At 43.6% G+C, this 22496-nt stretch carries 18 protein-coding genes and 1 pseudogene; 7 read left to right on the top strand and 12 right to left on the bottom strand.

Features of this window, described 5'->3' with window-relative positions; all coding sequences use genetic code 11:
- Nucleotides 1–262: 262 nt before the first annotated feature.
- The 4 genes from V7K67_RS08500 to V7K67_RS08485 form a co-directional block, all read right to left on the bottom strand.
- Entirely contained in the window at nucleotides 263–1570 is a 1308-nt protein-coding gene (locus tag V7K67_RS08500) for a recombinase family protein (protein WP_334731448.1), read from the bottom strand.
- 178 nt (nucleotides 1571–1748) lie between these two features.
- Complete coding sequence (locus V7K67_RS08495) at nucleotides 1749–2108, bottom strand: VOC family protein (RefSeq protein WP_334731449.1); 360 nt, start codon at nucleotides 2106–2108, stop codon at nucleotides 1749–1751.
- A gap of 158 nt (nucleotides 2109–2266) precedes the next feature.
- A complete protein-coding gene (locus V7K67_RS08490; RefSeq protein ID WP_335166021.1) occupies nucleotides 2267–3886 on the bottom strand; it encodes a hybrid sensor histidine kinase/response regulator in 1620 nt (539 codons plus the stop codon).
- Nucleotides 3887–3888: 2 nt separating this feature from the next.
- The gene (locus V7K67_RS08485) at nucleotides 3889–8619 is read right to left on the bottom strand and encodes a PAS domain S-box protein (RefSeq protein WP_335166019.1); all 4731 of its coding nucleotides are present in this window, start codon (nucleotides 8617–8619) and stop codon (nucleotides 3889–3891) included.
- A gap of 155 nt (nucleotides 8620–8774) precedes the next feature.
- Between V7K67_RS08485 and ldpA the strand changes: the two genes are divergently transcribed.
- The gene (ldpA, locus tag V7K67_RS08480) at nucleotides 8775–9932 is read left to right on the top strand and encodes a circadian clock protein LdpA (RefSeq protein ID WP_335166017.1); all 1158 of its coding nucleotides are present in this window, start codon (nucleotides 8775–8777) and stop codon (nucleotides 9930–9932) included.
- A gap of 546 nt (nucleotides 9933–10478) precedes the next feature.
- Here ldpA and V7K67_RS08475 read toward each other — a convergent pair.
- Nucleotides 10479–10667, bottom strand: coding sequence for a hypothetical protein (locus V7K67_RS08475; protein WP_334731453.1), 189 nt, complete (start codon nucleotides 10665–10667; stop codon nucleotides 10479–10481).
- Between the two features lie 128 nt (nucleotides 10668–10795).
- Between V7K67_RS08475 and V7K67_RS08470 the strand changes: the two are divergent.
- Nucleotides 10796–10903, top strand: a pseudogene (locus tag V7K67_RS08470) (SAP domain-containing protein); the annotation flags it as partial.
- Between the two features lie 278 nt (nucleotides 10904–11181).
- On the top strand, nucleotides 11182–12915 hold the full coding sequence (locus V7K67_RS08465; protein ID WP_334706025.1) for a R3H domain-containing nucleic acid-binding protein: 1734 nt from the start codon (nucleotides 11182–11184) through the stop codon (nucleotides 12913–12915).
- A 297-nt stretch (nucleotides 12916–13212) separates the two neighbouring features.
- On the opposite strand, the gene V7K67_RS08460 is transcribed toward V7K67_RS08465, so the two are convergent.
- The 3 genes from V7K67_RS08460 to V7K67_RS08450 all read right to left on the bottom strand — a co-directional run bounded on the left by V7K67_RS08460 (nucleotide 13213) and on the right by V7K67_RS08450 (nucleotide 16314).
- The gene (locus V7K67_RS08460) at nucleotides 13213–14406 is read right to left on the bottom strand and encodes a Coenzyme F420 hydrogenase/dehydrogenase, beta subunit C-terminal domain (protein ID WP_335166015.1); all 1194 of its coding nucleotides are present in this window, start codon (nucleotides 14404–14406) and stop codon (nucleotides 13213–13215) included.
- A gap of 198 nt (nucleotides 14407–14604) precedes the next feature.
- Nucleotides 14605–15579, bottom strand: coding sequence for a DNA polymerase III subunit delta' (locus tag V7K67_RS08455; protein ID WP_335166014.1), 975 nt, complete (start codon nucleotides 15577–15579; stop codon nucleotides 14605–14607).
- 411 nt (nucleotides 15580–15990) lie between these two features.
- Nucleotides 15991–16314 (bottom strand): hypothetical protein, encoded by a 324-nt coding sequence (locus V7K67_RS08450; RefSeq protein WP_334731470.1) that lies wholly within the window; start codon nucleotides 16312–16314, stop codon nucleotides 15991–15993.
- A gap of 348 nt (nucleotides 16315–16662) precedes the next feature.
- On the opposite strand from V7K67_RS08450, the gene V7K67_RS08445 reads away from it, so the two are divergent.
- Nucleotides 16663–17229: a PadR family transcriptional regulator gene (locus tag V7K67_RS08445; RefSeq protein ID WP_334731456.1), complete on the top strand. Its 567-nt coding sequence runs from the start codon at nucleotides 16663–16665 to the stop codon at nucleotides 17227–17229.
- 499 nt (nucleotides 17230–17728) lie between these two features.
- On the opposite strand, the gene V7K67_RS08440 is transcribed toward V7K67_RS08445, so the two are convergent.
- Entirely contained in the window at nucleotides 17729–17944 is a 216-nt protein-coding gene (locus tag V7K67_RS08440) for a hypothetical protein (protein ID WP_334731457.1), read from the bottom strand.
- Nucleotides 17945–18014: 70 nt separating this feature from the next.
- On the bottom strand, nucleotides 18015–18197 hold the full coding sequence (locus V7K67_RS08435) for a hypothetical protein (protein ID WP_069071284.1): 183 nt from the start codon (nucleotides 18195–18197) through the stop codon (nucleotides 18015–18017).
- 127 nt (nucleotides 18198–18324) lie between these two features.
- Here V7K67_RS08435 and V7K67_RS08430 point away from each other — a divergent pair, with 127 nt between their 5' ends.
- The 3 genes from V7K67_RS08430 to V7K67_RS08420 all read left to right on the top strand — a co-directional run bounded on the left by V7K67_RS08430 (nucleotide 18325) and on the right by V7K67_RS08420 (nucleotide 20864).
- Complete coding sequence (locus V7K67_RS08430; protein ID WP_335166011.1) at nucleotides 18325–18708, top strand: hypothetical protein; 384 nt, start codon at nucleotides 18325–18327, stop codon at nucleotides 18706–18708.
- A 209-nt stretch (nucleotides 18709–18917) separates the two neighbouring features.
- The gene (locus tag V7K67_RS08425; protein ID WP_334709456.1) at nucleotides 18918–20273 is read left to right on the top strand and encodes a GTP-binding protein; all 1356 of its coding nucleotides are present in this window, start codon (nucleotides 18918–18920) and stop codon (nucleotides 20271–20273) included.
- A gap of 330 nt (nucleotides 20274–20603) precedes the next feature.
- A complete protein-coding gene (locus V7K67_RS08420; RefSeq protein ID WP_334709455.1) occupies nucleotides 20604–20864 on the top strand; it encodes a Calvin cycle protein CP12 in 261 nt (86 codons plus the stop codon).
- On the opposite strand, the gene V7K67_RS08415 is transcribed toward V7K67_RS08420, so the two are convergent.
- Together V7K67_RS08415 and V7K67_RS08410 are read right to left on the bottom strand one after the other, a co-directional pair.
- A complete protein-coding gene (locus V7K67_RS08415; RefSeq protein ID WP_334709454.1) occupies nucleotides 20861–21679 on the bottom strand; it encodes a TlyA family RNA methyltransferase in 819 nt (272 codons plus the stop codon). The two genes, V7K67_RS08420 and V7K67_RS08415, sit on opposite strands and share 4 nt — an antisense overlap.
- Complete coding sequence (locus tag V7K67_RS08410) at nucleotides 21680–22114, bottom strand: DUF29 family protein (protein ID WP_335166028.1); 435 nt, start codon at nucleotides 22112–22114, stop codon at nucleotides 21680–21682. It lies immediately after the preceding gene.
- Nucleotides 22115–22496: the final 382 nt, after the last annotated feature.

The following is a 22496-nucleotide window of genomic DNA, read 5'->3' as shown; positions in this document are numbered from 1 at the left end:
TAATTGCCCTTTTACAGCAGTTTTCATGTATTTGAACCACATCTGTCGTAAGGGCACAGCATTGCTCATTGGTGTCAACTTAACGGGAAACGGGCGGTTAGAAACCGCGTCTATACAAACAAAAGCTACCGATCCTGGGTTTCAAACCCTTAACTTGACTTTAGTCCCTGGAGGCGGACAATGCCAGTGTAGCTGCGTACTCCTGCACAGAAGCAAGCTACACGCAGTGTGCCGCAGGCAATTCTATTCGCCAGGTCTGAGTTTAAAAAATAAACATAACTCGAAGTTTTAATTCTTTATTCTGAAAAATAATCTCAATTTGCCTGATGAATTCTCGAAAGTAAAATCGTCGCTCTGTTTCCGACAAATCTAACCAAAATTGTGGTATGGAGACAGCTTGAGCAACAGAACGCAAGTTAACCGGGGGGAGAGTCGCCAATTTTGCTTCGAGTGCAGATATTTCTGTGCGGAGTTTGTAAGCCCTTAACTTTGCTGTTTCGGCATCTAAAATTCCAGTTTCGATTAAAGCGGGTAACTGAGCGAGTATTTCTTGCTGACGAGCGATCGCTTGTCCTAAACTATTCTTGACTGCATCCAATTGGGGAAAATTCATCCCTGCTACCGCCAGAGGTAAATCATGGCAAACTGTTTCAATTGTATGTTCTAACACCTCTTGGTAAGGAATAGCCTTACACTTGGGGATTTGGGGGCAGCTAGTAGAACGTAAATAAAGATACTCTTTATCTTGGTTGCGTTGGGTGACACGGGTAATTGTCAGATGTGACTGACACTCACCACAGACAACCAACCCAGCTAAAGAACGAGGCGCGCTAGCAGTTCGAGATGGTAAACGGCTGTTACGGCGTAAAAGTCGATCAACTTGGGCAGCTTCTTCTTTAGAAACGATCGCAATATGGGTATTGGAGATAATTTCGCCATTTTGGTAAGCTGTATTGCCGCGATAGACTGGATTAGTGAGCCAGCGTCTTCCTGTGGTTACAGAGATTTTCTTGCCGTATTTTTTCGCCAGATAACGAACTGAACCCCGCAGGGAACCATAGAGTAAAAAATGTTCAAAAAAATCTTTGACTACTGGTGAAGTACTGCGATCAATGGTATATTTTCCCTTACCTCTGCGGTAGCCGTAGGGAACTTTGCCGGGTGGCGGTGCAACCTCAAGACGATTACGGGCGTGTCCTTGACGGATGCGACGACTGCGTTGCTGACGTTGGATTGCGTGCAGCAGATTCAGCAAATCTGCACCCAGAGGGTAATTTTCGGAAGTGTAGGGCTGTTCAGTGGCGATTACAGCTATTCCCATGACTTCGAGTTGATTTAAGCGATCGCTAATATCTTCTACAGTATCCCCCAATTCTTCCAACCGACGGATCAGGAGATAATCTGCTGATTCAGTTTCGCAATCGGTAAATAATTGTTGTAATTGCGATCGCCCAGAAGAGTCTGGCTTGCCCAAATCTTCATAAACCCGATCCACCTCCCATCCCCAATCGGCTTGATCGGGAGAAGATTCTAATAGCGGATCGGTATAAGAGTAGGCAATGATTTTCATTAGTCATTAGTCATTAGTCATTAGTCATTAGTCATTTGTCATTGGGGATTGGGCATGGTTAAAGAATCAATCAATAGTTCTTCTTCCCCTGCCTCCCCTGCTCCCCTGCTCCCCTGCCTCCCCTGCTCCCCTGCCTCCCCTGCTCCCCTGCTCCCCTGCCTCCCCTGCTCCCCACTCCTCACAGCTGACTCAACTCGATAATATTCCCGTCGGGATCTTGAGTGAACAGGGCAGGGCGACCGGAAGCGCTGGCTTGAATGGAATAATTATGATTTAGCAATTCCTGCTTGGCGGTGTCTAAGTCAGCAACGGAGAAAGCAATGTGGGGATTGCGCCCCCATTTTTCGTTTGGGTTTTCTGTGGGGACAACAGTTGCAACTATCAGGTGAAGTTGGTAGTCGCCGACTTGATACCATGCACCAGCGTAATTTAGGGAACGATCTATTTTAGATAATCCCAATACTTTGCCATAAAATTGCTCGGAGCGTTCTAAGTCAGTCACAAGAATTGCTGTATGGAGACTTTGGTTAATCTGCATTGTCGGTAAGATGCGATCGCATTTATTTAAATTTTGACTTAGTTTGCATTATTTTAAGGAGTGGGCGAGAAATCAATTCAAAATTAAAGAACTTCTTCCTTTTACGCCCCATACCCCATGCGCCATGCCCCATGTCTAATGCCCAATGCCCAATGCAATTACAAACTCAATGGCAGTTGAACTGTAAACCTTGTCCAGCCCTGATAACTGGTAACTTTAATCGTACCTTGGAGATATTGAACTAACTTCTTAACTAATGCTAAACCTAATCCTGTGCCACTCTGTTGCCAGCGATCGCTTTGAGGAATCCGATAAAACGCCTCAAAGATTCGAGATTGTTCTTGTTTGGGGATGATCGCCCCAGTATTGCTAATTGTAATTTGAAAGTAAGGAACTTGAAGATTATGTAATGCACCAGATTCAGTATCCTCATTGATGAGACTTTTTGCGGTGTCAATTACCTGAACATCTACCGTAATCTGTCCATCGGACGGAGTGTATTTACAAGCATTGTTGAGTAACTCTGAGACAATTTCGGTCAGGCTAGCCAAGTCTGAAACTAAAGGTGGTAGATTTGGAGAAACATTCACTTGAAAAGACTGTTGCCTAGCTTGGGCACGTTCCTGAAAATATTCGGCAACGTGAGGCAGCCAGTTTTGGAGTTGAATTGAAGTTAATTCTAATGGATAGACATTTGCATCAATCATTCGCATGTGCAACAAATTGTCTACTAAATCTAGCTCTCGTTCGCACTGATCGCGCAGGATAGCTAAGTAGCGGGCTACAGATTCAGATGGAGAAAGTGCTGTTAAATGTAAAACACCCAGCCCTTCCAAAATACTTTCTAGCACGGAGATTGTCATTTTGATGTTTGACAAGGGTGTTCGCATTTCATGAGAAGTAGTTGCCAGAAAATCTTCTTTCAGCTGGTTCAGCCGTTGAAGTTCTGCCACTTGAATTTCTAGTTGTCTAGCACGTTCAGCAGCGAGATTGCGTTCTTCAGTTAGTCGTCGTTGCGTATCATCCCGAAAAACCAATACGGCTCCTGTAATTACACCACTGCTATTTCTCAGGGGAGTAGCGCTGTCAGCTACAGGTGTAACTGTTCCGTCTTTGGCAACGAGTAAAACGCCACTAGCTAGATGGATAATAGTTTCTTGTTCGAGGGCTGCAAGAATTGGATTTTCTACCGAAAGCTGGGTTTGTTCGTCAATGAGTTGGATAACTTCAGTTAACATCTTGTCCTTAGCTTCATTCCATCGCCACCCTGTCAGGGTTTCAGCTATAGGATTAATGTACTTAACATCTAATTCAGTATCGACTACAATTACTCCATCACCCATTTCTCGAAGCACAGAACTCAAAAATTGCTCGCGATCGTAACGATTAAGAGCTGTTTGAATGGCAACGTAAAGTTCTTGTTCCTTGATTGGTTTGAGAATATATCCAAAGGGGGATGTCAGAGTTGCCCGTTCTACAGTACTGTGATCGGAGTGACCTGTGACGTAGATAACTGGAATTTGCAAATTATGCCAAATTTGCTCTGCGGCCTGGATGCCGTCCATTTCACCGCGTAATCTGATATCCATCAGAACCAAGTTTGGTCGTAATTTAGTTGCTTTTGCAATTGCTCCTTCGGCAGAATCAGCGATATCTAAAACAACATATCCCAAAGACTCTAAACTTTCTTGTAAATTGATCGCAAGAATATATTCATCTTCAACAACAAGGACTCTAATTTTCTCCTTTGTCTGTGTGTCTAATGGGATACCAATCATGTTTACGTCCGGCTGTTTGTAAAAATAATTTTGAACTGCGTTCCCTGCTGAGAGTCGATTTCGAGCTTTCCTCGGAGCTGCTTGACTAAACCCTGCACAAGAGTTATGCCGAGTGTTTTAGCTTGATTGCTATCAAAGTTTTCAGGTAAGCCAACGCCATTATCTCTAATAATTAGTATCAAAGTGCGGTCTGACTCTTGAAAAAATTTAACCTGAATTTCGCCTCCACGATTACCAATAAAGGCGTATTTCAAAGCATTGGAAACTAGTTCATTGATAATTAAGCCACAAGGAATAGCGGTTTCGATATCGAGGCTAGCACCATCAACTTGAATTTTCAGTTTGATTTGACTGGAACTGACGTTATAAGAATCAAATAAATGAGTTGTTAAATCTGGAATATATTGAGCAAAATCAATATCAGCAAGGTCTTGAGAGCGGTATAGTTTTTCATGAACTAGAGCAATAGAGGCAATGCGGTTTTGGCTATCGCGTAAAATAGCTGTCACTACAGAATCTTGTGTACGTCTGCACTGCATTTGCAGCAGACTACTGACAATTCCTAAATTATTTTTCACACGATGATGAATTTCTTTGAGTAATACCTCCTTTTCTTTCAGAGAGGCTTTGATTTTTTCCTCCGCTTGCTTTTGCTCAGTAATATCTTGTTGGATAGCCACAATGACGCTTCCATATTCAGGATGTTCAAAAATGGAAGCGGTAGCACTAGACCAGAATGGAGTGCCATCTTTTTTAAGATTATGGACTTCATAGGTTGCTTCACCGTGTTCCAAAATAGCAGTTCTAAGAACCTGATTAACATCTTCGGGTGTATTATTTTCATCACCGTAGTTGACAATCGACACATGCTTACCAATTAATTCACCAGGTTCATAGCCAAACATTTGCTCGAATTTAGGATTGGCGTAGACAAACACGCCATCTGTGGCACGAACTAGGCAAATTCCTTCTGCCATGTTGCGGGTGATGACTGCTTGCAACTCTAACATCTGTTCAGTACGTTTGCGATCGCTAATTTCAACTACCACAATGCCCATGCTAATGGGTTCATCGGCTTCAGACTGAATTGGAAAATAAGAAGCTAGCCAAGTCCTGATTACACCTGGAAGTTTTGGGGTTTCTCCACTGATTTCCAAATCCAGAATCGGCTCACCCGTTGTCAAGACATGTCGAAAGACTTGCTGTTGCTTTCGGGCCAAATCAGGGACAATTTCCCACGGTGTCTTGCCAATATGTGCCGCTGCGGGAATGCCATTAATTTCTGCTAATGCTTCATTAATGAATGAATAGTGCAGTTCCCAATCCAGAATGGATATACCAACAGGTGCCCTGTTGATGAAGGTATCCAATAACTTTTGTTTGTGAGCCAGTTCTCGCTCCAGAATTTTACGTTCTGTGATGTCAATTGCCACCCTACCCACTAGTTTTTGTGCAGACAATCCCAAAATCGGAAACTTGTATACCAAGAACTCTCCAAGGGTGCCATCTGGACGGGGAGCAACTTCAAGCACCTCAAGTACCTGATTTGTCTGTGAGACTGTCTGAATGTGATCGAAATGTTGCCGAGCAATTTCCGCTGGATAGAGGTCAAAAATTGATTGCCCAATCACCTGTTCGGGTAGTAAGTTAAATGTCCGCAGGTATGTCTGGTTTAGATAAAGTACATGTCCATCGGTATCAGTTATCCAAGCTAACACTGGGCTGTTGTTCATAAATGCCTGGAACCTGGCTTCACTTTCTTGCAGAGCTGCTTCTGCCTGCCTCCGATCACTAGTATTAATAATTACTCCTAGCATCCGTGTAGGTTCGCCTGCTTCGTTGTAAACGCCACGCCCTTTCCCTGTGAGCCAGTGAATCCTGCCATTAGGATAAATCACTCGATATTCACCTTGAAAATTGATATGTTGTGCCAGTGCATTTGATACAGCCTGTTCAATTTGCTCAACATCCTCTGGATGAACACAATTGCGCCATAGCTGATAACTAGCTGGTGATATTTCTGGCTCTAAACCCAACAAACGATAATGGTTGTCGTTCCAGATAACTTCACCTGTTTGAATATTCCAGTCCCAGATACCGATGTGGTTAAATTCCAACGTCAGCCTTAGTTGTTCTTCACTTTTGGCTAAAGCTGCTTCGGCTTGTTTGCGTAAGTTAAGCTCATCGTAGACATCGCTGATATCCCGATGAGTACCAGTCATTCGCAGAGGGTTCCCCTGTCCATCTCGCATAACAACTTTGCCGTAGTCAGCAATCCATTTGTATTCACCCGACTTAGTTTGAAGTCGATAGTCAAATTTGTAGGGTACTGAACTGTCCTTGAGGTGAGCTGCCAAAATTTTCTCAACCCAAGGTAAATCCTCTGGATGAACTAATCGCTTCCAAGTACTACAATCCTGTGGGAGTTCATCAAAGCTGTATCCAAGCATTTCTAAATAGCGCGGGCTGTAATACACCTCTCCAGTGAAAATGTTCCAGTCCCACAAACCATCCCCAGAAGCCTCAAGGGCTAATTGTAGTCGTTCCTCGCTTTCTCGAAGAGCTATTTCTGCCCGTTGGTGTTCTTCTTCGCCATACTTCCGGGCAGTAATATCCGTGATTCGTACCAATTGCATCACAGTACCAGCAACTCTAATTTGTTTGGCTGCGATGTTTCCCCAAAAGGGTTTGCCCTGCTTAGTAATATATTCAATTTCCCGACTCCAAAACCCTTGCTGGTTAATTTCTTCCATAAAGGTGACAATATCATCGGAAGTAAACGGTTGTTTTTGCAGAGTGTTGCCTTCAATGTTAATTAATTCAGCTTTACTAGAGGCTGCAAATAGCTCTACTGCTCGATCGTTACAGTCAGCGATCAGTAATGTTTCGACATCTACCAAAAAAAGTGCATCTGCGGATTCATTATAAATAGCTTCTAGCAGGTCACGACTACGAATAATTTCTAATTCAGTTTGTTTTCGTTCTGTAATATCTATAACCGCTCCCAATAGCTTAACGGGCTGCCCTTGGGGGTCATAGGCGATTTCTGCTTTCGACTCCACGTAGCGCACTGAACCATCAGGCTGGATAATTCGATACTCAAGATTGAAAGGGGTTATTTGGGCGATTGTCTTTTCGAGTTGGGTCTTGATTAAGGCGCGATCGTCTGGATGAATTATTTGGAGAAATTCCCCTTGGTCGGGTTCGCTTTGAGTGGGATTTAGACCAGAGATGCGAAAGGTTTCCATTGACCAAGAGCGCTTTTTCGTTGCTAAATTCAATTCCCAACTGCCTACATGGGCGATTTGTTGAGTAGTGGCTAGCAGTGCTTCACTTTGTCGGAGTTTTTCCTCAGCCTTTTGCCGATCGCGCAGCGCAATTTGTTGTTCAGTGATATCTCGTCCTTCTGGAATCAACAAAATAACTTGACTCGTCTCGTCTAGAAGCGGGCGTAGGGAAAAATCGATCGTTGCTACTTGGTTATTTGCACCGAGAATATCCACTTCATAACGGACAAATTCTCCTTGAGCTGCATGAGCGATCGCTTGTTTTAATTCTTCTTGAGTTTGCGGTGAAATTGTCCACCAGTGTGCCTCCCAAAAAGGGCGATCGATCGCATCTTCCAATTTAATTCCGCCAAAACTTAGCGCCGTCTGATTTGCCTCTAGTAAGATGCCATCTGGCGTTAGCAGTCCTGTAAACTGGAAAGTGTTATTGAAGATGGCGCAAAAACGGCGCTCACTTTGATGCAGTTTGGCAGTACGCTCCTGTACTTTAGCTTCTAACTCCGTGTTGAGGGTTTGAAGATTTTGGTAAAGTTGGGCTTGTTGGATAGCGATCGCTAGTTGCACCGTCAACTGGTTGAGCAATTCCACCTCAAATGTCTGCCATTGTCGCGGAGCAGAACATTGATGCACGATAAATAGCCCCCAAAGTTCAATTGCTGGACTTTCCTTGTTCTCTAACAAAATGGGGGCAACTAAATTCGCCTTCACCTGAAACCGTTCCAAAAGATTAATATGGCAATCACTTAAACCGGCTTCGTAGATGTTTCTCGCTGCCCAAATTTTTCCCCGACGATATTCTCCTCCCTGATTTTCCTGAAAACAGGTATCTTCAATCTCAAGCCCCAAAATTGGTGTCCATTGGGATAATACCGACTCTGCGACGACGCTACCCTGCATCTGAGGCATAAATTGATACAGCATTACCCGATCAGCATCTAGTAACTGGCGGACTTCTTGAACACTCGTGGCGAGGATATCTTGGAGTTTCAAGGATTGGCGAATATCAAGAGCGATCGCTCCTACTAGCTTTTGTTGTTCCTGTTGTTGTTTTAGCTGCCGCATTAGCTGCATCTGCTTGATCGCCCCATGAACCGCTCGACGTAAATTATCAGAGGTCAGTTTTCCCTTGACTAGATAATCTTGCGCCCCACTCTTGATCGCTTGGACTGCGATCGTTTCGTCCCCCTGCCCAGTTAACATAATCACAGATATCTGGCTACCTTGGGTTTGCCGTTGTAGCTGATTGAGAAATTCCAACCCATCTATATCTGGCAATCGGTAGTCTAATAGAATTACATCTGGTGTTTTCTCTTGACAGCCTTGCAGTGCCTTCTCGCCAGACTCAAATTCGTAAATATCGTAGCTGTACTGCTCATCCCGCTCCAGAAAGCGTCGATATATAACTCTGTCTTCAGCAGAGTCTTCCACAAAAAATACAGTTGTCATCTATGTTGGCCTCCTAATTCAGCTGCGGGATTGGTGAGCAGAGGAGAATAATTAATAACTAAAATCCCCAGTCCCCAATCCCCAAAATCAGAAAATCCAGACTTTTTCTTGATTACAGGCTACTATTTTTATTCGCATAAACGCATAATAGAAGTGTGACTGATCTGTTTGCCCCTTTACAATCTCTCAAACAAGGTGACTGGTTCAAGCTGATCTGCGGAGCCAGCTTCCAGCATTTGCCGGCAGTCAGAAGTTTAACGTTAGCCTATACTTTGGCGGGCGCTGACTGCATAGATGTTGCAGCTGATCCGGCAGTGATTGCAGCGGCGCAAGCAGGGCTACTTGTAGCCAAATCTTTGGCTAAAGATGCCCAAAAGCGAGGCTTTGACTATAAAGGCGATTCACCCTTTTTGATGGTTAGCCTGAACGATGGAGAAGACCCCCATTTTCGGAAAGCAGAATTTAATCCTACTGAGTGTCCAACAGACTGCTCTAGACCCTGTGAATGGATTTGCCCAGCACAAGCAATTGTGTTTAACAGTAAAAAAGAAGACTTTTCGGGAGTAGTATCCGAAAAATGTTACGGCTGTGGTCGTTGTATACCAATTTGTCCTTATGATATAATTTATACAAGTTCATACATGTCAACGCCGGGAGCGATCGCGCCATTGGTAATGTCAACGGGAGTAGATGCCGTAGAAATCCATACAAAAGTCGGGCGGTTGGCAGAATTTGAACAATTATGGCAAGCAATTTCACCGTGGGCCGATCAACTAAAGTTACTAGCCATCAGTTGTCCCGATGGCGAGGGGATGACTGACTACCTAAGAACGCTGTATGATCTGATTGCCCCACTCAAGAGTGCTTTAATTTGGCAAACCGATGGTCGTCCCATGAGTGGTGATATTGGCGATGGCACCACAATAGCCGCGGTGAAATTAGGGCAAAAAGTTTTGGCAGCTAAGTTACCGGGATATGTGCAGTTAGCAGGCGGCACAAATAGCTATACCGTTGCTAAGTTAAAGGCTATGGGACTGCTGAAGAGAGCAGGGGGAGATGAGGGAGTAGGGGGGGATGAGGGGGATGAGGGAGCAACAACTTCCTCATCCCCCTCATCCATTTCCGGGATTGCCTACGGTAGCTACGCCCGTGTACTGCTGTCACCAATTCTCGAACAGTTAGAGAATAAGGAGGTAAGTAACACTAATGTGAAGGCGAATCTTCGCCTAGAAGAAGATGACGTATTACTTTGGCAAGCTGTAGAACTTGCCCATTCTCTCGTTTCCCAGATCAAATCACAGCAGGAGCATTAATTGCTCGTCTCACATCTTGCACCTGACAAAAAGAATCCGTATTAACCGAAAACAAGAGAATAAAAGTAATATCTATAAATGGAGCTTCTCATTTAGATACTTGCATAAACAGCTACATTTATCTCAGGATATATACAGATGACAGATATGAAAAGGGAAATATTGTCATCTGCACAGAGATATTTGTATTTTTTCGGAAAAAATGAAAGAAAAGGTACCCACCAAACAATATAAAAGTTTGACTTAGCAATCTACCCTCTCTAACAGGAGGGTTTTTTATTTACTCCAAGTAATACTCCAATTAAAAGGGAACAGGGAACGGGCAACAGGCAACAGGGAAATCCCCATAATTAAAATCAGGGGATTTGTACAAGGACACATTGAAACATCGTGGCTGACGCCATCTCGTTTCAAATATTTTTATCTCTTTTCATAAATAAATTTAGGGGCTTTAAACCCTGTATTCGGGGCTAATTTTTTTTCTGTTCCCTGTTAAGAGTTCCCTGTTAAGAGTTCCCGCCCCGAAGGGGCTTGGTAATTTTACAACTACTTCCCTTTCTTCTCATCTAGTGCTTTCTGAATAGCTTCTCTGCAAAATTCTGGAGGGTCATCTTGTGCTTTAACCTGTTCTTCTACTTCCTTGGTGACACGGAACGCAAGTTTACCGTCCAAAGGTTTATCTCTATCGGATTTAATCGGTTCAAAATTTTGAGGGTTCCCTTTAGGATTAGGCATTTTTGAGAGATGTGAATATAGCTTGAAGGTTTGGTTAACAAAAGAATAGAGTGTTTAATTGGTAGGTAGTTCACCGTCGAAAGTTGCTACCTACCAATACCACTTTTGCAAATGGGTAACTCTATTTTATGTTCACACGGTCAGAACTCGAAATCAAAACCATTAACGAACTGCGTGACCTCTGTAGACGGTATGGGCTGAAACCTACAGGCAATGCTGGCTACAAGGTCAGCTATCCAGTCACCTGAAACGCAATTAATGGGGCTGGCTTTTGTTTAGAGGTATGCTCAGATTACTCAGAGTAATACTTGGAGTATTTTTGCACTTAAGATAGAGAGGTACTCCCTTCCCCAAAAGAGTGAGCATCCTTTGAGCATGACTGCTGAGTAGTAATTTATACCTCTTACTACTCCCAGAGTACCCAGAATAGGCTGTTTGAGCATCGTGTGAGCATTTTAGGACGCTTAAAAGCTGAAAGTATCGATTTACTGTTGTTTCCGTCACCATAGAAAGCATGACGATTACAGACGATCTCCAAAAGTTATTAGACATTTTGCCCCAAGACCTGCGACAAGTACTAGAGAGTCATCCCAAACGAGATAGTTTAGTAGAAGTAGTCTTGGATTTGGGTCGTCGCCCAGAGGCTCGCTTTCCTAATCAAGCTGAGTATTTGAGCGAAGTACCCGTTACTCAAGAACAGATAGATGATTGCATTCAACGAGTCGGAACCTTTGGCGGAGATAATCGGGCAGGAATTGAGCAAACTTTGCATCGGATCAGTGCCATCCGTAACCGCACGGGTAAGATTATTGGCTTAACCTGTCGCGTTGGTCGGGCGATATTCGGAACCATTGGCATGATCCGCGATTTGGTAGAAACTGGTAAATCGATTCTCATGCTGGGGCGTCCAGGCGTGGGCAAAACTACCGCCTTACGGGAAATCGCCCGTGTTTTGGCAGATGATCTAAATAAGCGAGTGGTAATTATTGACACCTCCAACGAAATCGCTGGGGATGGTGATGTTGCTCACCCCGCCATTGGTCGCGCTCGGCGGATGCAGGTAGCTCATCCAAATCAACAGCATCAGGTGATGATTGAGGCGGTGGAAAACCACATGCCAGAAGTCATTGTCATTGATGAAATTGGCACGGAACTGGAAGCTTTAGCGGCTCGTACCATTGCGGAACGGGGTGTACAGTTGGTAGGTACTGCTCACGGAAATCAGATCGAAAATCTGATTAAAAACCCCACCCTGGCTGATTTAGTTGGGGGTATCCAAGCTGTGACGCTGGGAGATGATGAGGCTAGACGGCGAGGCTCTCAAAAGACTGTTTTGGAGCGGAAAGCCCCACCTACCTTTGAAATTGCTGTGGAAATGTTGGAACGCCAACGCTGGACAGTACACGAAAGTGTTGCTGACACCGTAGATAATCTGTTGCGGGGTCGTCAGCCTACCCCACAAACGAGAACCGTTGATGACCAGGGCAAAATTGGTGTTACACGCCAGTTAGCGGTTGTCAATGGTCGCGGTGGACAGCTAGGGACAGTGGAAGAATCTTTCCCACCGGCGCGGCCGTCTAATGGCTGGCGTTCATCTGGACAAATGGTAGCACTGCCACAATTGCCTGTAGAGCGGGTAACTGGCCGCAGTGAGTTCGATCGTTTGCTGGATGAATCTTTCAATTATTCTGAAAGCATTGATTTGGATGCTGCTACTAGACACCCAGGGCCCAATGGTGAAGATTTGCCATTGCACGTTTACCCTTATGGGGTTAGCCGTCACCAACTGGAACAGGTAATTAGCGTGCTAACTTTGCCCGTGGTATTGACAAAAGACATAGATAGTGCTGATGCAATTTTAGCACTGCGATCGCACGTCAAAAACCACGCCAAGTTACGCCAAATGGCCAAAGCCCGTCACGTACCCATCCACATGATCAAGTCCAGCACCATTCCCCAAATTACCCGTGGTTTGCGGCGGTTGCTGAACATTGACGACCCAGACATGACCGATGATCTAGAACTGCAACTGTTTTTGCACAATGGTAGTGATGATGAGATGGATGCCTTGGAAGAAGCTAGACTTGCTGTTGAGCAAATTGTGATTCCGAAAGGACAGCCAGTCGAGTTATTGCCGCGTTCCCCCCAAGTCCGCAAAATGCAACATGAGTTGGTAGAACATTATCGCCTCAAGTCGCATAGTTTTGGTGAAGAACCAAATAGAAGATTGCGGATTTATCCGGCGTAACTTTACCCTTAACCCCTCTCCAAATCGGCTACCGTGTATACACAAGTTTGTTTTCCCCTTATATCCCAGAACTACCCCCCTTAATCCCCCCAATATATTGGGGGGAAAAAGAAATCCAGTTCCCTCACGCCACATGCTTCTCCCAAGGGTAGACGCTGCGCGAACAAGTCGGGCATTGCCCGCCCAACGCAGTGGCTCCCCAATATATCGGGGAGGGTTAGGGTGGGGTAATTCGACAGACTGGTTGTGATTCGATAACTTGTGTATACACCGTAGCTCCAAATCGGAGAGGGGATGTCAATCTGGTAACTTATATTGCCCAACAATACGCTTGGCAAACTCTGGAACATGCGCTTCTAATTTCTCTGGATGATTCCGCTTTACATACAAATAATTCCGAGTAAAGTGAGAATCAATGGAAAACCGCGCATATTCTAAACCTTTGGGGCCGATTTTTTCGATCACCACACCCATCAGTTTTGCTGCCCACATCGGCAGAGTAACGCCTTGATCGTAAGCGGGAATACTTTGCTGTACAGCTTCCTTCCGGTTGCCTTTAGATGTCACTGGTTGAGTGTCTAACTGATCTTTCACCAAATCCAGCATTTCCTTACCAGTGTCATTTCTAACTACAATCCACTGCCAGCCGAAGGGCGCGCCCATATAGCCAACGACTAAATCGGCTAGGGAGTTGACGTAATCAAAGCAACTCATACAGGATGGGGCAAAAACATCTTTGAGTTTGTTGGTCTTCAAGCCAAAGAAAGGCACTGTTTCAGATGAGCCATCCTCATGTTTGAAGTGAACCCGGAAGTCTTGCATAAATTCGTAATGCACAACTGTGTCAGGCGATCGGCTGGTGGTTTCTAAGAATTTTTGCAGTCCGGCGCGGTTAACATTATCCACGCAGGGTGTACCTAAAACATACAGCTTTTCTAAACCCAGTTGTTTTTCCACGGCTCGTAATGCCTGGATTTGGCAACCAACACCAATTACCAACAGTCGCTTCATCCCCGATTTTTCTATCTGTTCCAATACGGAAAGGTTTGGGGAAAGTGTTGGTTTATTTACCCGCGCTGCTAGTATTTCTTCTGGAGTCCGAGCGATGATGGGCATCGGTTGAAAGCGGTCTTCTTTGGTATTTTGCACACAGATGACACCTTCAACTAAGCCACGATTAAGCATTTCAATGGCAATGCTGCTAACAATACCCGTCCATTGTGCGCCTTCGATGGGCTGCTGTTTTCGTGCCGCTATCATATCTTGGTGAACACCAAAGTAGAGTTCATCAGGATTTTCAAGATAGCGCGATCGCGTGTGCGTTTCTTCTTCAAGTTCGCCTATTTGCTGATTAATAAAAGCGCAGGCTTCCTTGACATAATGAATATAGTATGTATCACATAATCCGCACTCGCTACACAGTTCTTTCGCAGGGCGGCGGCTGGTAGGTTTTAAGGCTCTGGCTTTTTTGTGAGGAGAAACTGAGGTCATATAAACTTTTTGTTTTATCCAGGAATCGCTTTTATTACAATACCTTTACTGGCTATGAACTTGACGATAGAAATTTCTGGTGTGCTGACTTATGGACAGACGTTCGCGCAGCGTCTCGCAGAGAAGTTAAGAGGTAAAGAAAAGAAATTTAATGATTCACCTCTCAAAATTAATGGGACAGACCACTAGGCATCGCACTCAGCGATGAGTTGGGGAAATGGAATTTGATTTTTGATACACTGATACAAGCAGACATTCCCAAACTAGCCTTGGTTGAGCGTAAGCAAGTAAGTGTTTACGAGCTTGTTCTAACTGGTTGATGATGGTGGGTTGATGCCACTGCTGCCAGTAGAATTGCTGAAGATAATCAACTAACCACAGTTGTGCTTCTGTATCTAAATCCTTATCAATTTTTTTGGCTAACTCCAAGGCGTTACGGTAAGATTTAGGCGCTTTTTTCAAGTCTTCGAGTAACTCAGGGGGAATAGCTTGTAATTGCTCATAAGATGCGATCGCACTTCCGGCACTACCAGCTGCTATGCTCAATACTGCCTGATTTTGCAAGATTTCTTGATAACCTGTTTTTGTGAGTACTACAGCCAAAGACTGTGCATCCAAGCGATAAAAAGGAATGCGTTGACAGCGTGATACCAAAGTCGGCAATACAGACTCAGGTGTAGGTGCAATTAAAATTAATGTCGCCTGTCCCGGTTCTTCTAAGGTTTTAAGTAAAGCATTGGCTGCGGCTTCTGCCATTGTTTGAGCTTCTTCTAGCACTACCACATTCCTCGGCGCTTCTAAGGGCGGGCGACCTAAAAACTCAGTAATTTCCCGAATTTGCTCTAGTCGAATTACAGGTGGTGCCTTACGCTTCAGTCCTTTCTCGACTGCTTCTGCTGCTGTTAATCGTTGTCCCTGGTGTTGGTAGGTTGGTTGCACCCACAACAAAGCTGGGTGATTGCCTTGACGCAAACGGTTTTGTAAAGACGCAGTAACTCCCATTCCACTAGAAAATAGCAATTCCACAAAACACCTGGCTGCTAAACTCCTGCCGACACCATCTGGCCCGACAAATAGGTAAGCTGGAGGAACCCGGTTTTGTCTGACAGCCTGAGTGAGTAATTCTATAGCTTGCTGTTGTGCTACAACTGGCGCAAATGGGTTAATAGTCAAAGCTTATTATTTAAAAAACTAAAAAAACAGAGTTAAATAGCTGCTACCTTTCCAAATCAGAAGCTTGAAACAGCTACTCCACCCATAAATGCATCCTCGTGATAAATGCGATCGCCTAACTCTGCTTCGTCGGTGTTACCCCAATCTCTCTGGGAAGTTCTTGCAAAGATGCCTCAAGTTGATCAAATATCGGCATCTCTTTCTTCAACCAAGGTCAAGGCCCACCCCCATGAGAAATAAAGTAGGTTGGGAGGGTAATTTCACGATCTGTTTTATTTGTCGTCATAAAATTTTCGATTTCCTTGATGAAGGCGACCATCTGGAGATTGAGGATTGAAAGAGGTAGAGGTGCAAAGGAGCAGAGGGGAAAACTTACTGCAACTTCTCCCCTACTCCCTCATTCCCCAGTCCCTAGTCCATGAGAAATCTGGATATTTCCGCATGTGCCAACACCGCACCAGGTTCGCGTTGTAGAGCGTTGTAATACTTTCTCTCGAAGGTATTGCCCGTTTCTAACGGTACAATCAGCGTGCGGACATCAGCAATCAATTTTTGGAAATCTTCCAGCAATATTGGCTCATCTGCTCCGAGCATTTCATCAACTTGCACAACCATCTCAGAAATTCGATGTAGCCAAGCAAATTGCTCATGAGCAATGACGAGCTGAAGAAGTTCTCCGCTTGATACTCGCCCGCTAACCTGTTCGTAGGCAATGCGTTCTGTCTCCAGCAACATCTTGTGAAGGTGGAGTAATTTGTTTCGTAAATCACGCAGATATTGATGTTGATGTATTCTTTGTAGAAGTGTGTTAGAAGTCAATGTTACCCATCCTCTCGTTACAATAGTCTTCAATGGCTTAAATAATTTCTAAGCATTGGGCATTGGGAACTTTTCTCCATACGCCATGCCCTTGTGAATAGAGTTTTTCATGTATTTGGTTTCCTTGCTAAGAAGCATTATAGTCAACATATTTTTTTAGCTGTTATATCTTATATTAGACTAATCATATATTAGCATAAACTTATAAGAAGTGCATAGTGCAGAACCGATCGAGAAAATATCAATTATGGGAAAACCGTCTTCATGTCTCTAGCATACGTAATTATAGGTCTTCTTCAGCAGCAAGAAATGACGGGCTACGATCTCAAAACCAGCTGCTTTGATCAATGCATTGCCCATCTGTGGCCAGCAGATCAGGCACAAATTTACAGAACTCTCGATAAGCTAGTTGAGCAAGGGTGTATTACCTGTACCATTGAGATTCAACACGATCGCCCCAACCGCAAAGTTTACAGTGTAACGGAGCCAGGAAAAGCCGAATTTGCCCGATGGCTTGGAATTCATCAGCCGTTACCGACTCTACGAGAACCTTTGCTCGTCCAGTTACATTTTGCCGATCAATTATCGAATGAAACTATCATTCACCTACTGGAGCAACAATTAGCGGCTCGAAGCAAAAAGCTAACTGAATGTGAAACCATCGATTTACCATCACTAGATGATGAATCTGCTAACCGTCAGCAGGTGATGCAAAGGCTCGTGCTGGAGTTGGTGATCCAAAGAGAACAGACTTATATTGATTGGTTGAAGAGAGCGATCGCACTTATCAGTCATCAAAAGCCATATCAAACGGCTTCGCGGAGTCATTAGTCATTAGGGACTAACTCGTGAGTTCTGAATTCTTATTCTAAAACTTAATGATTAAACTCAACACGTTATCTCAATGCTATATCAGTATTTTTGCTGCATCGACAAAAGAAGACTGTGAGTTAAACTTGCCAGGATGTACGCAAGACCAATCGCTAAAACTTCAACATATTTTCATGAAGAATATTTTTTAGTAGCAAAATATTAAAGGTTCTAAGAAGTCGCTACTTACACCTTTGACATCAGAGTATACAGCTTCAATAATGGTCTTATGTAAAAATCCATACTTGTATAAGACTCCAGATTGATTTTTGCTGAATATACTCAGATCCAAAACCCGATCGGTTAGCTCTCAGTCAGCTTGGCTTTTACAAATCAAATGAGATTTTTATAGAAACTGATATTAATAGGGTTGCATCATGCTTTTCTCGAATTCAAGAACCAGCTTAAAAACTCGTCAAAAAAATCATAAGATCGGTACAGTTTTTGGGAATAATAGTAACTATGTACTACTAGCTGGATATTTAATAATCCTACCGATTTGTACATTAATAACTTTATCCTTATTATTGCCCTTATTCACTGCTAGCTTATTCGCTTTCACTGGAAACTCGTACCACTCTACATCGATTCCTTGGATAGATGATGCATCTGAATGTGAGTATACTGGCAGAAATTGGAGCGATCGCAAATGTTGGGATGATAAACACAATCCCATGTTTTAAACGGAGATTGCATAAAAATAGTTTATAAGCAATCAGAACAATTACTTAATTTCACAAAATAGTCTACTTCTCTCTATCTAGCTTCTCTTGGATAGCCTCTCTACAAAATTCTGGCGGGTCGTCTTTAGCTTTCACTTCTTCCTTCATCTTTTCAGTAGCGCGAAAGCTGATAGTAGTTGTTAATGGTTCTTCTCTATTAGATTTAATTGGTTCTAGGCTTTCTGGATTACCTTTGGGATTAGGCATTGTTGAGAAATATAAATAATAGTCGAAACATTAGTGTACAAATGTTTAATGGATAATTGGTGGTGATACCCGGTCTTGCAAACTAGTACACCACCAATATCCACTTTTCAATGGACACTACTATTTTATGTTCACACGCACAGGATTAGATGTTAAAAGCTTGAGAGCGTTACGCGATTTATGCCTGATCCAGTACGGCATCCAAGCAATAGGGAATCCTGCTGATAAGGCATCGTACATTAATGCACTTCTGACCTTCCCTGTTATCGCCTGCAAGCAAGTATCGGAGAATAAAGGATTGAAGTCTCCTATGCTTTCTCAAGTAGAAGCGCTAGAAGCGACACTCGAAGCGATGGGAACACCAACACCAGAACAGTCAGCATTGTTAAAGGTGACAATGGAGGGAAGGAAGCTAGAGTACCCCACGCGATACAGTCAAGAGAAACTGTTTGGACTCTACCGGGTTAAATGGCATCTGGATACAGCGTTAGAGATTCTGAGAATGTTCTAAACCACTAATGCACTTAGTCCCTAAGAACTTTAGGGATATAAGATAGAGATGTGTTCACTTTCTCAATTCTGGCAACGGGGTTGAGAAAGTCACGTCGCTTCTCTACGAGACGCTGCGCTAACAAAATTCTTGCATTATTGATCCCCATAAATAAATTTAGTTGCTCTGTATCCTTTTCGTTTTCGGTCAAAGCTGAAAGTGCTGGTATTATGTCGGTTTATCGTAATCTGCAAGAAACTCATTTAAATCGTGCCCGCGCCAGTCTCAGACAAGCGCTTTCTTGGTATGGATATCTCCGTAAGTCAGGACAGTTATCATCTAACCCAGAATTGGTAGGGTTGGTGAAACCAGAATTGGAAGCTTTGAACGCCACACTCAACAAGCTGGATTCTAACGTGATTAGAATTGCCGTCTTTGGTTTGGTGAGTCGCGGAAAGTCAGCAGTTTTAAATGCCTTGTTGGGTGACAAGATTCTGCAAACTGGGCCCCTGAATGGTGTCACCCAATGGCCCCGTTCCGTGCGGTGGCAGCCCGGTGGCAAGGTACTAGTAGAGTTAATTGACACCCCTGGATTAGATGAAATTGAGGGTGAATCACGGGCGGATATGGCACGAGAAGTCGTGCATCAGGCTGATTTGATTTTGTTTGTCGTGTCTGGTGATATCACACGCACTGAGTATCAAGCATTGCTGGAGTTGCGGCGATCGCAAAAACCCCTGATTTTAGTGTTTAACAAAATAGATTTATACCCAGATACCGACCAAGGAGCAATTTACCAAAATTTGCAACAACTGGGTGCTGGACATCACGAAGCAAAGCCTTTATTACCTGATGAAATTGTTATGGTGGCGGCGGAACCAGCAGCAATGGAAGTCCGGGTTGAGTGGCCTGATGGGCGTGTCAGTTATGAATGGGAGACACCACCACCGCAAGTAGACGAACTCAAAGAGACAATTCTGAATATTCTGAATCGGGAAGGGCGATCGCTTCTGGCTTTAAATGCACTGATCCAAGCACGAGATGCAGAAGCCGCGATCGCTCAAAAAACTATCGATTTACGCGAAAAAGAAGCCGAAGAGATCATTTGGCAATTTACCAAATACAAAGCTTTGGCAGTAATGCTTAATCCCATCGCCTTCTTAGATATCCTTGGCGGAACTGTTGCCGATTTGGCTTTAATTCGCGCTCTCGCTAGATTGTATGGTTTGCCGATGACTAGCTATGAAGCCGGGAAAATTTTCAAAACGATTTTATTTAGTTCTGGTGGCCTGCTACTGGGAGAACTAGGTAGTAGTTTTCTTTTGGGTTTGGGTAAAAGTACGGCTGCAATAACCAGTGGTGATAATCCCAGCAATATTACTGCCTTTGCTGGCAGTGCGATCGCTCAAGCTGGTATCGCCGGTTATGGCGCATATTCCGTTGGCAAAGCCGCTCAAGTCTATCTCGAAAAAGGCTGCACTTGGGGACAGTTGGGCGCTAGCAGTGTCATTCAAGAAATTCTCTCTCAAGTTGACCAAAACACAATTCTGTATCGTCTGCGACAAGAGTTAGGCATAAAGTATTGAGAATAAATAAGAATTGTTTCCCCTTTGTTACCATTTATAAGTGTTTATCAACTTCTATCAAGCTCTTCTGACAATTGACTGACATTCCCAATTTGGGATGCAAGATTGAGAACATGACCACCTCTACTAGTGATTACAACTAGTGGAATTCCCTTACCTTTTTGATTCAAAGATGACAAGAGGGTAATTCCCACTCGATTTTGCTAAAAAGATGGCGGTGTTTACCACTACCTCTTGTGGGAAGCCTATCTAAACTGGAAATGTGAGCTTCATGAGGTCATTGAAAACTCGCAGTTAATATCTCTCTCTGTAAATTAAAGGTGAAAATACATGACAACTACCCTAAACTCATTTGAAACTGCTGGGGCAGCAAATCTTGAAGAAGCTATTATTGAAGCCATTACTGAAGCGCGGACAACTTGTGAGCTAGATGGCAGTAATTCTGCTGGTTGTGCCGTGGCCTGGGACATTGTAGAAGAATTACAAGCTGAAAAAGCCGATCAACAGCAAGCAAAACAAAAGAAAACCTCTTTGGAAAATTACTGCGATCGCCATCCAGCTTCAGTAGAATGTCTAATTTACGACGTTTAACTCTTCCGTAAATCAGTTGTTGCTGATTGCGTTATTTGCTTAATTGCCTCTAAATCAAGTGGTGGCGTTTCACTTTCCATTCGCAACCACAAAAGATATTCAATATTCCCAGCCGGGCCAGTGATCGGCGACCAAGTTAAGCCTTTGTATTTCCATCCTAATTCGTGGGCGGATTGCAACACCTGGAAAATGGCATCAGCTTGGTCGTTTGGATCGCGCACAACGCCTTTTTTACCCACACGGGATCTGCCGACTTCAAACTGTGGCTTGACTAACAACACAGCTTCTCGGTTAGCTTGAGTTAGTTGCCACAAAGCAGGCAGAATCTTAGTTAAAGAAATAAACGATACATCAACCACTGCCAAATCAGGAATCGGGTCATTTTCGCCATATAACTCATCTGGTCGTAGTTGCCGTAAATTGGTGCGTTCCCGCAAAATAACCCGTGGATCATTTCGCAACCCCCAGTCAACTTGTCCATAACCGACATCAATACCGTAAACTTTTTTGGCTCCAGCTTGCAAGAGACAATCAGTAAAACCACCAGTAGAAATTCCACCATCTAAACAAATGCGTTCTGCTACGGGAATGGCAAATACTGACAAAGCTTTAGAGAGTTTTTCACCGCCTCTAGAAACAAAAGGCGATCGCTCTTTAATATTTATTTGAGCCGCAATATCAACTTCAGTACCAGGTTTATCAACTAACTGCTGATTAACAGTAACTTCTCCCGCCTGAATTAGCCGTTGTGCTAAGGCGCGAGAAACACATAAATTTAGCTCTACTAATAGTGTATCGAGTCGCTGTTTCGCCAATTAATTAGACTCTCCTGGTAAGATTAAAACCAAAGCACGATTGATCATTTCTTCACGGTTAACCAGCTTTTCTAATTCTTGGGCTTCATAACGACTTTCTTTTACTTCTAAGGAAGCCTCATCAATGGCATTTAAATAGGCTTCTGCTAAGATTTCTAACAATTCTTCTGGCGTAAGATAATAGCCCCCAGCTTTACGCCGCTGATTTTCTCGTTGAATTTCCCGAACCGAATTCCGAATAGAGACTTCCCAAGAGCGAGTCGTGTGATTTTCAGCTTGTTGTTTAATCAGATGCAACAGCAAAATCACTGCATAGCTACGAATCGTCTTTATTATGTCATTTCGGCTCATTTCTGTTAATTCTTCTACTATAAGCAATGCTTCTTGAACATCGCCCTTAACAAGCAAGTCTTTCAGAGTTAATAATTCTTCCATAATCAACGCATCAAACATCCGCAACTTCTATTGTGGCTTATGGCGGTTCTCATTCACTCTAGTAATTCCTAGCGGTAATTCATGAATTACCGCTACTGACAAAGTATTTTGTGTCAGGCGTAGCTCAATATATTTCAGAATGAGCAACAAAACCCTCATGTAGAGACGCGATTTATCGCGTCTTGAAATACCAATTATCTACACCAATAATCTTTAACTGAACTGTATTGGGGCATAGCTTGCTTAAGAGTATGGCTATGCTAACCCGTTGACGTAGCCTAAGAAGACAGTAAACGTTCACAGGATTTATCCTGCTACTGTAAAAAATAAGTACACGTAGATGGTAGATTAAGAGGCATGAATGAAAACTGCCTCGCCTACG

The organism is Nostoc sp. (assembly GCF_036917155.1).
In the GTDB taxonomy this organism is placed as follows: Bacteria; Cyanobacteriota; Cyanobacteriia; order Cyanobacteriales; family Nostocaceae; genus Nostoc.
This window is presented reverse-complemented; position numbering and strand designations above follow the sequence as displayed.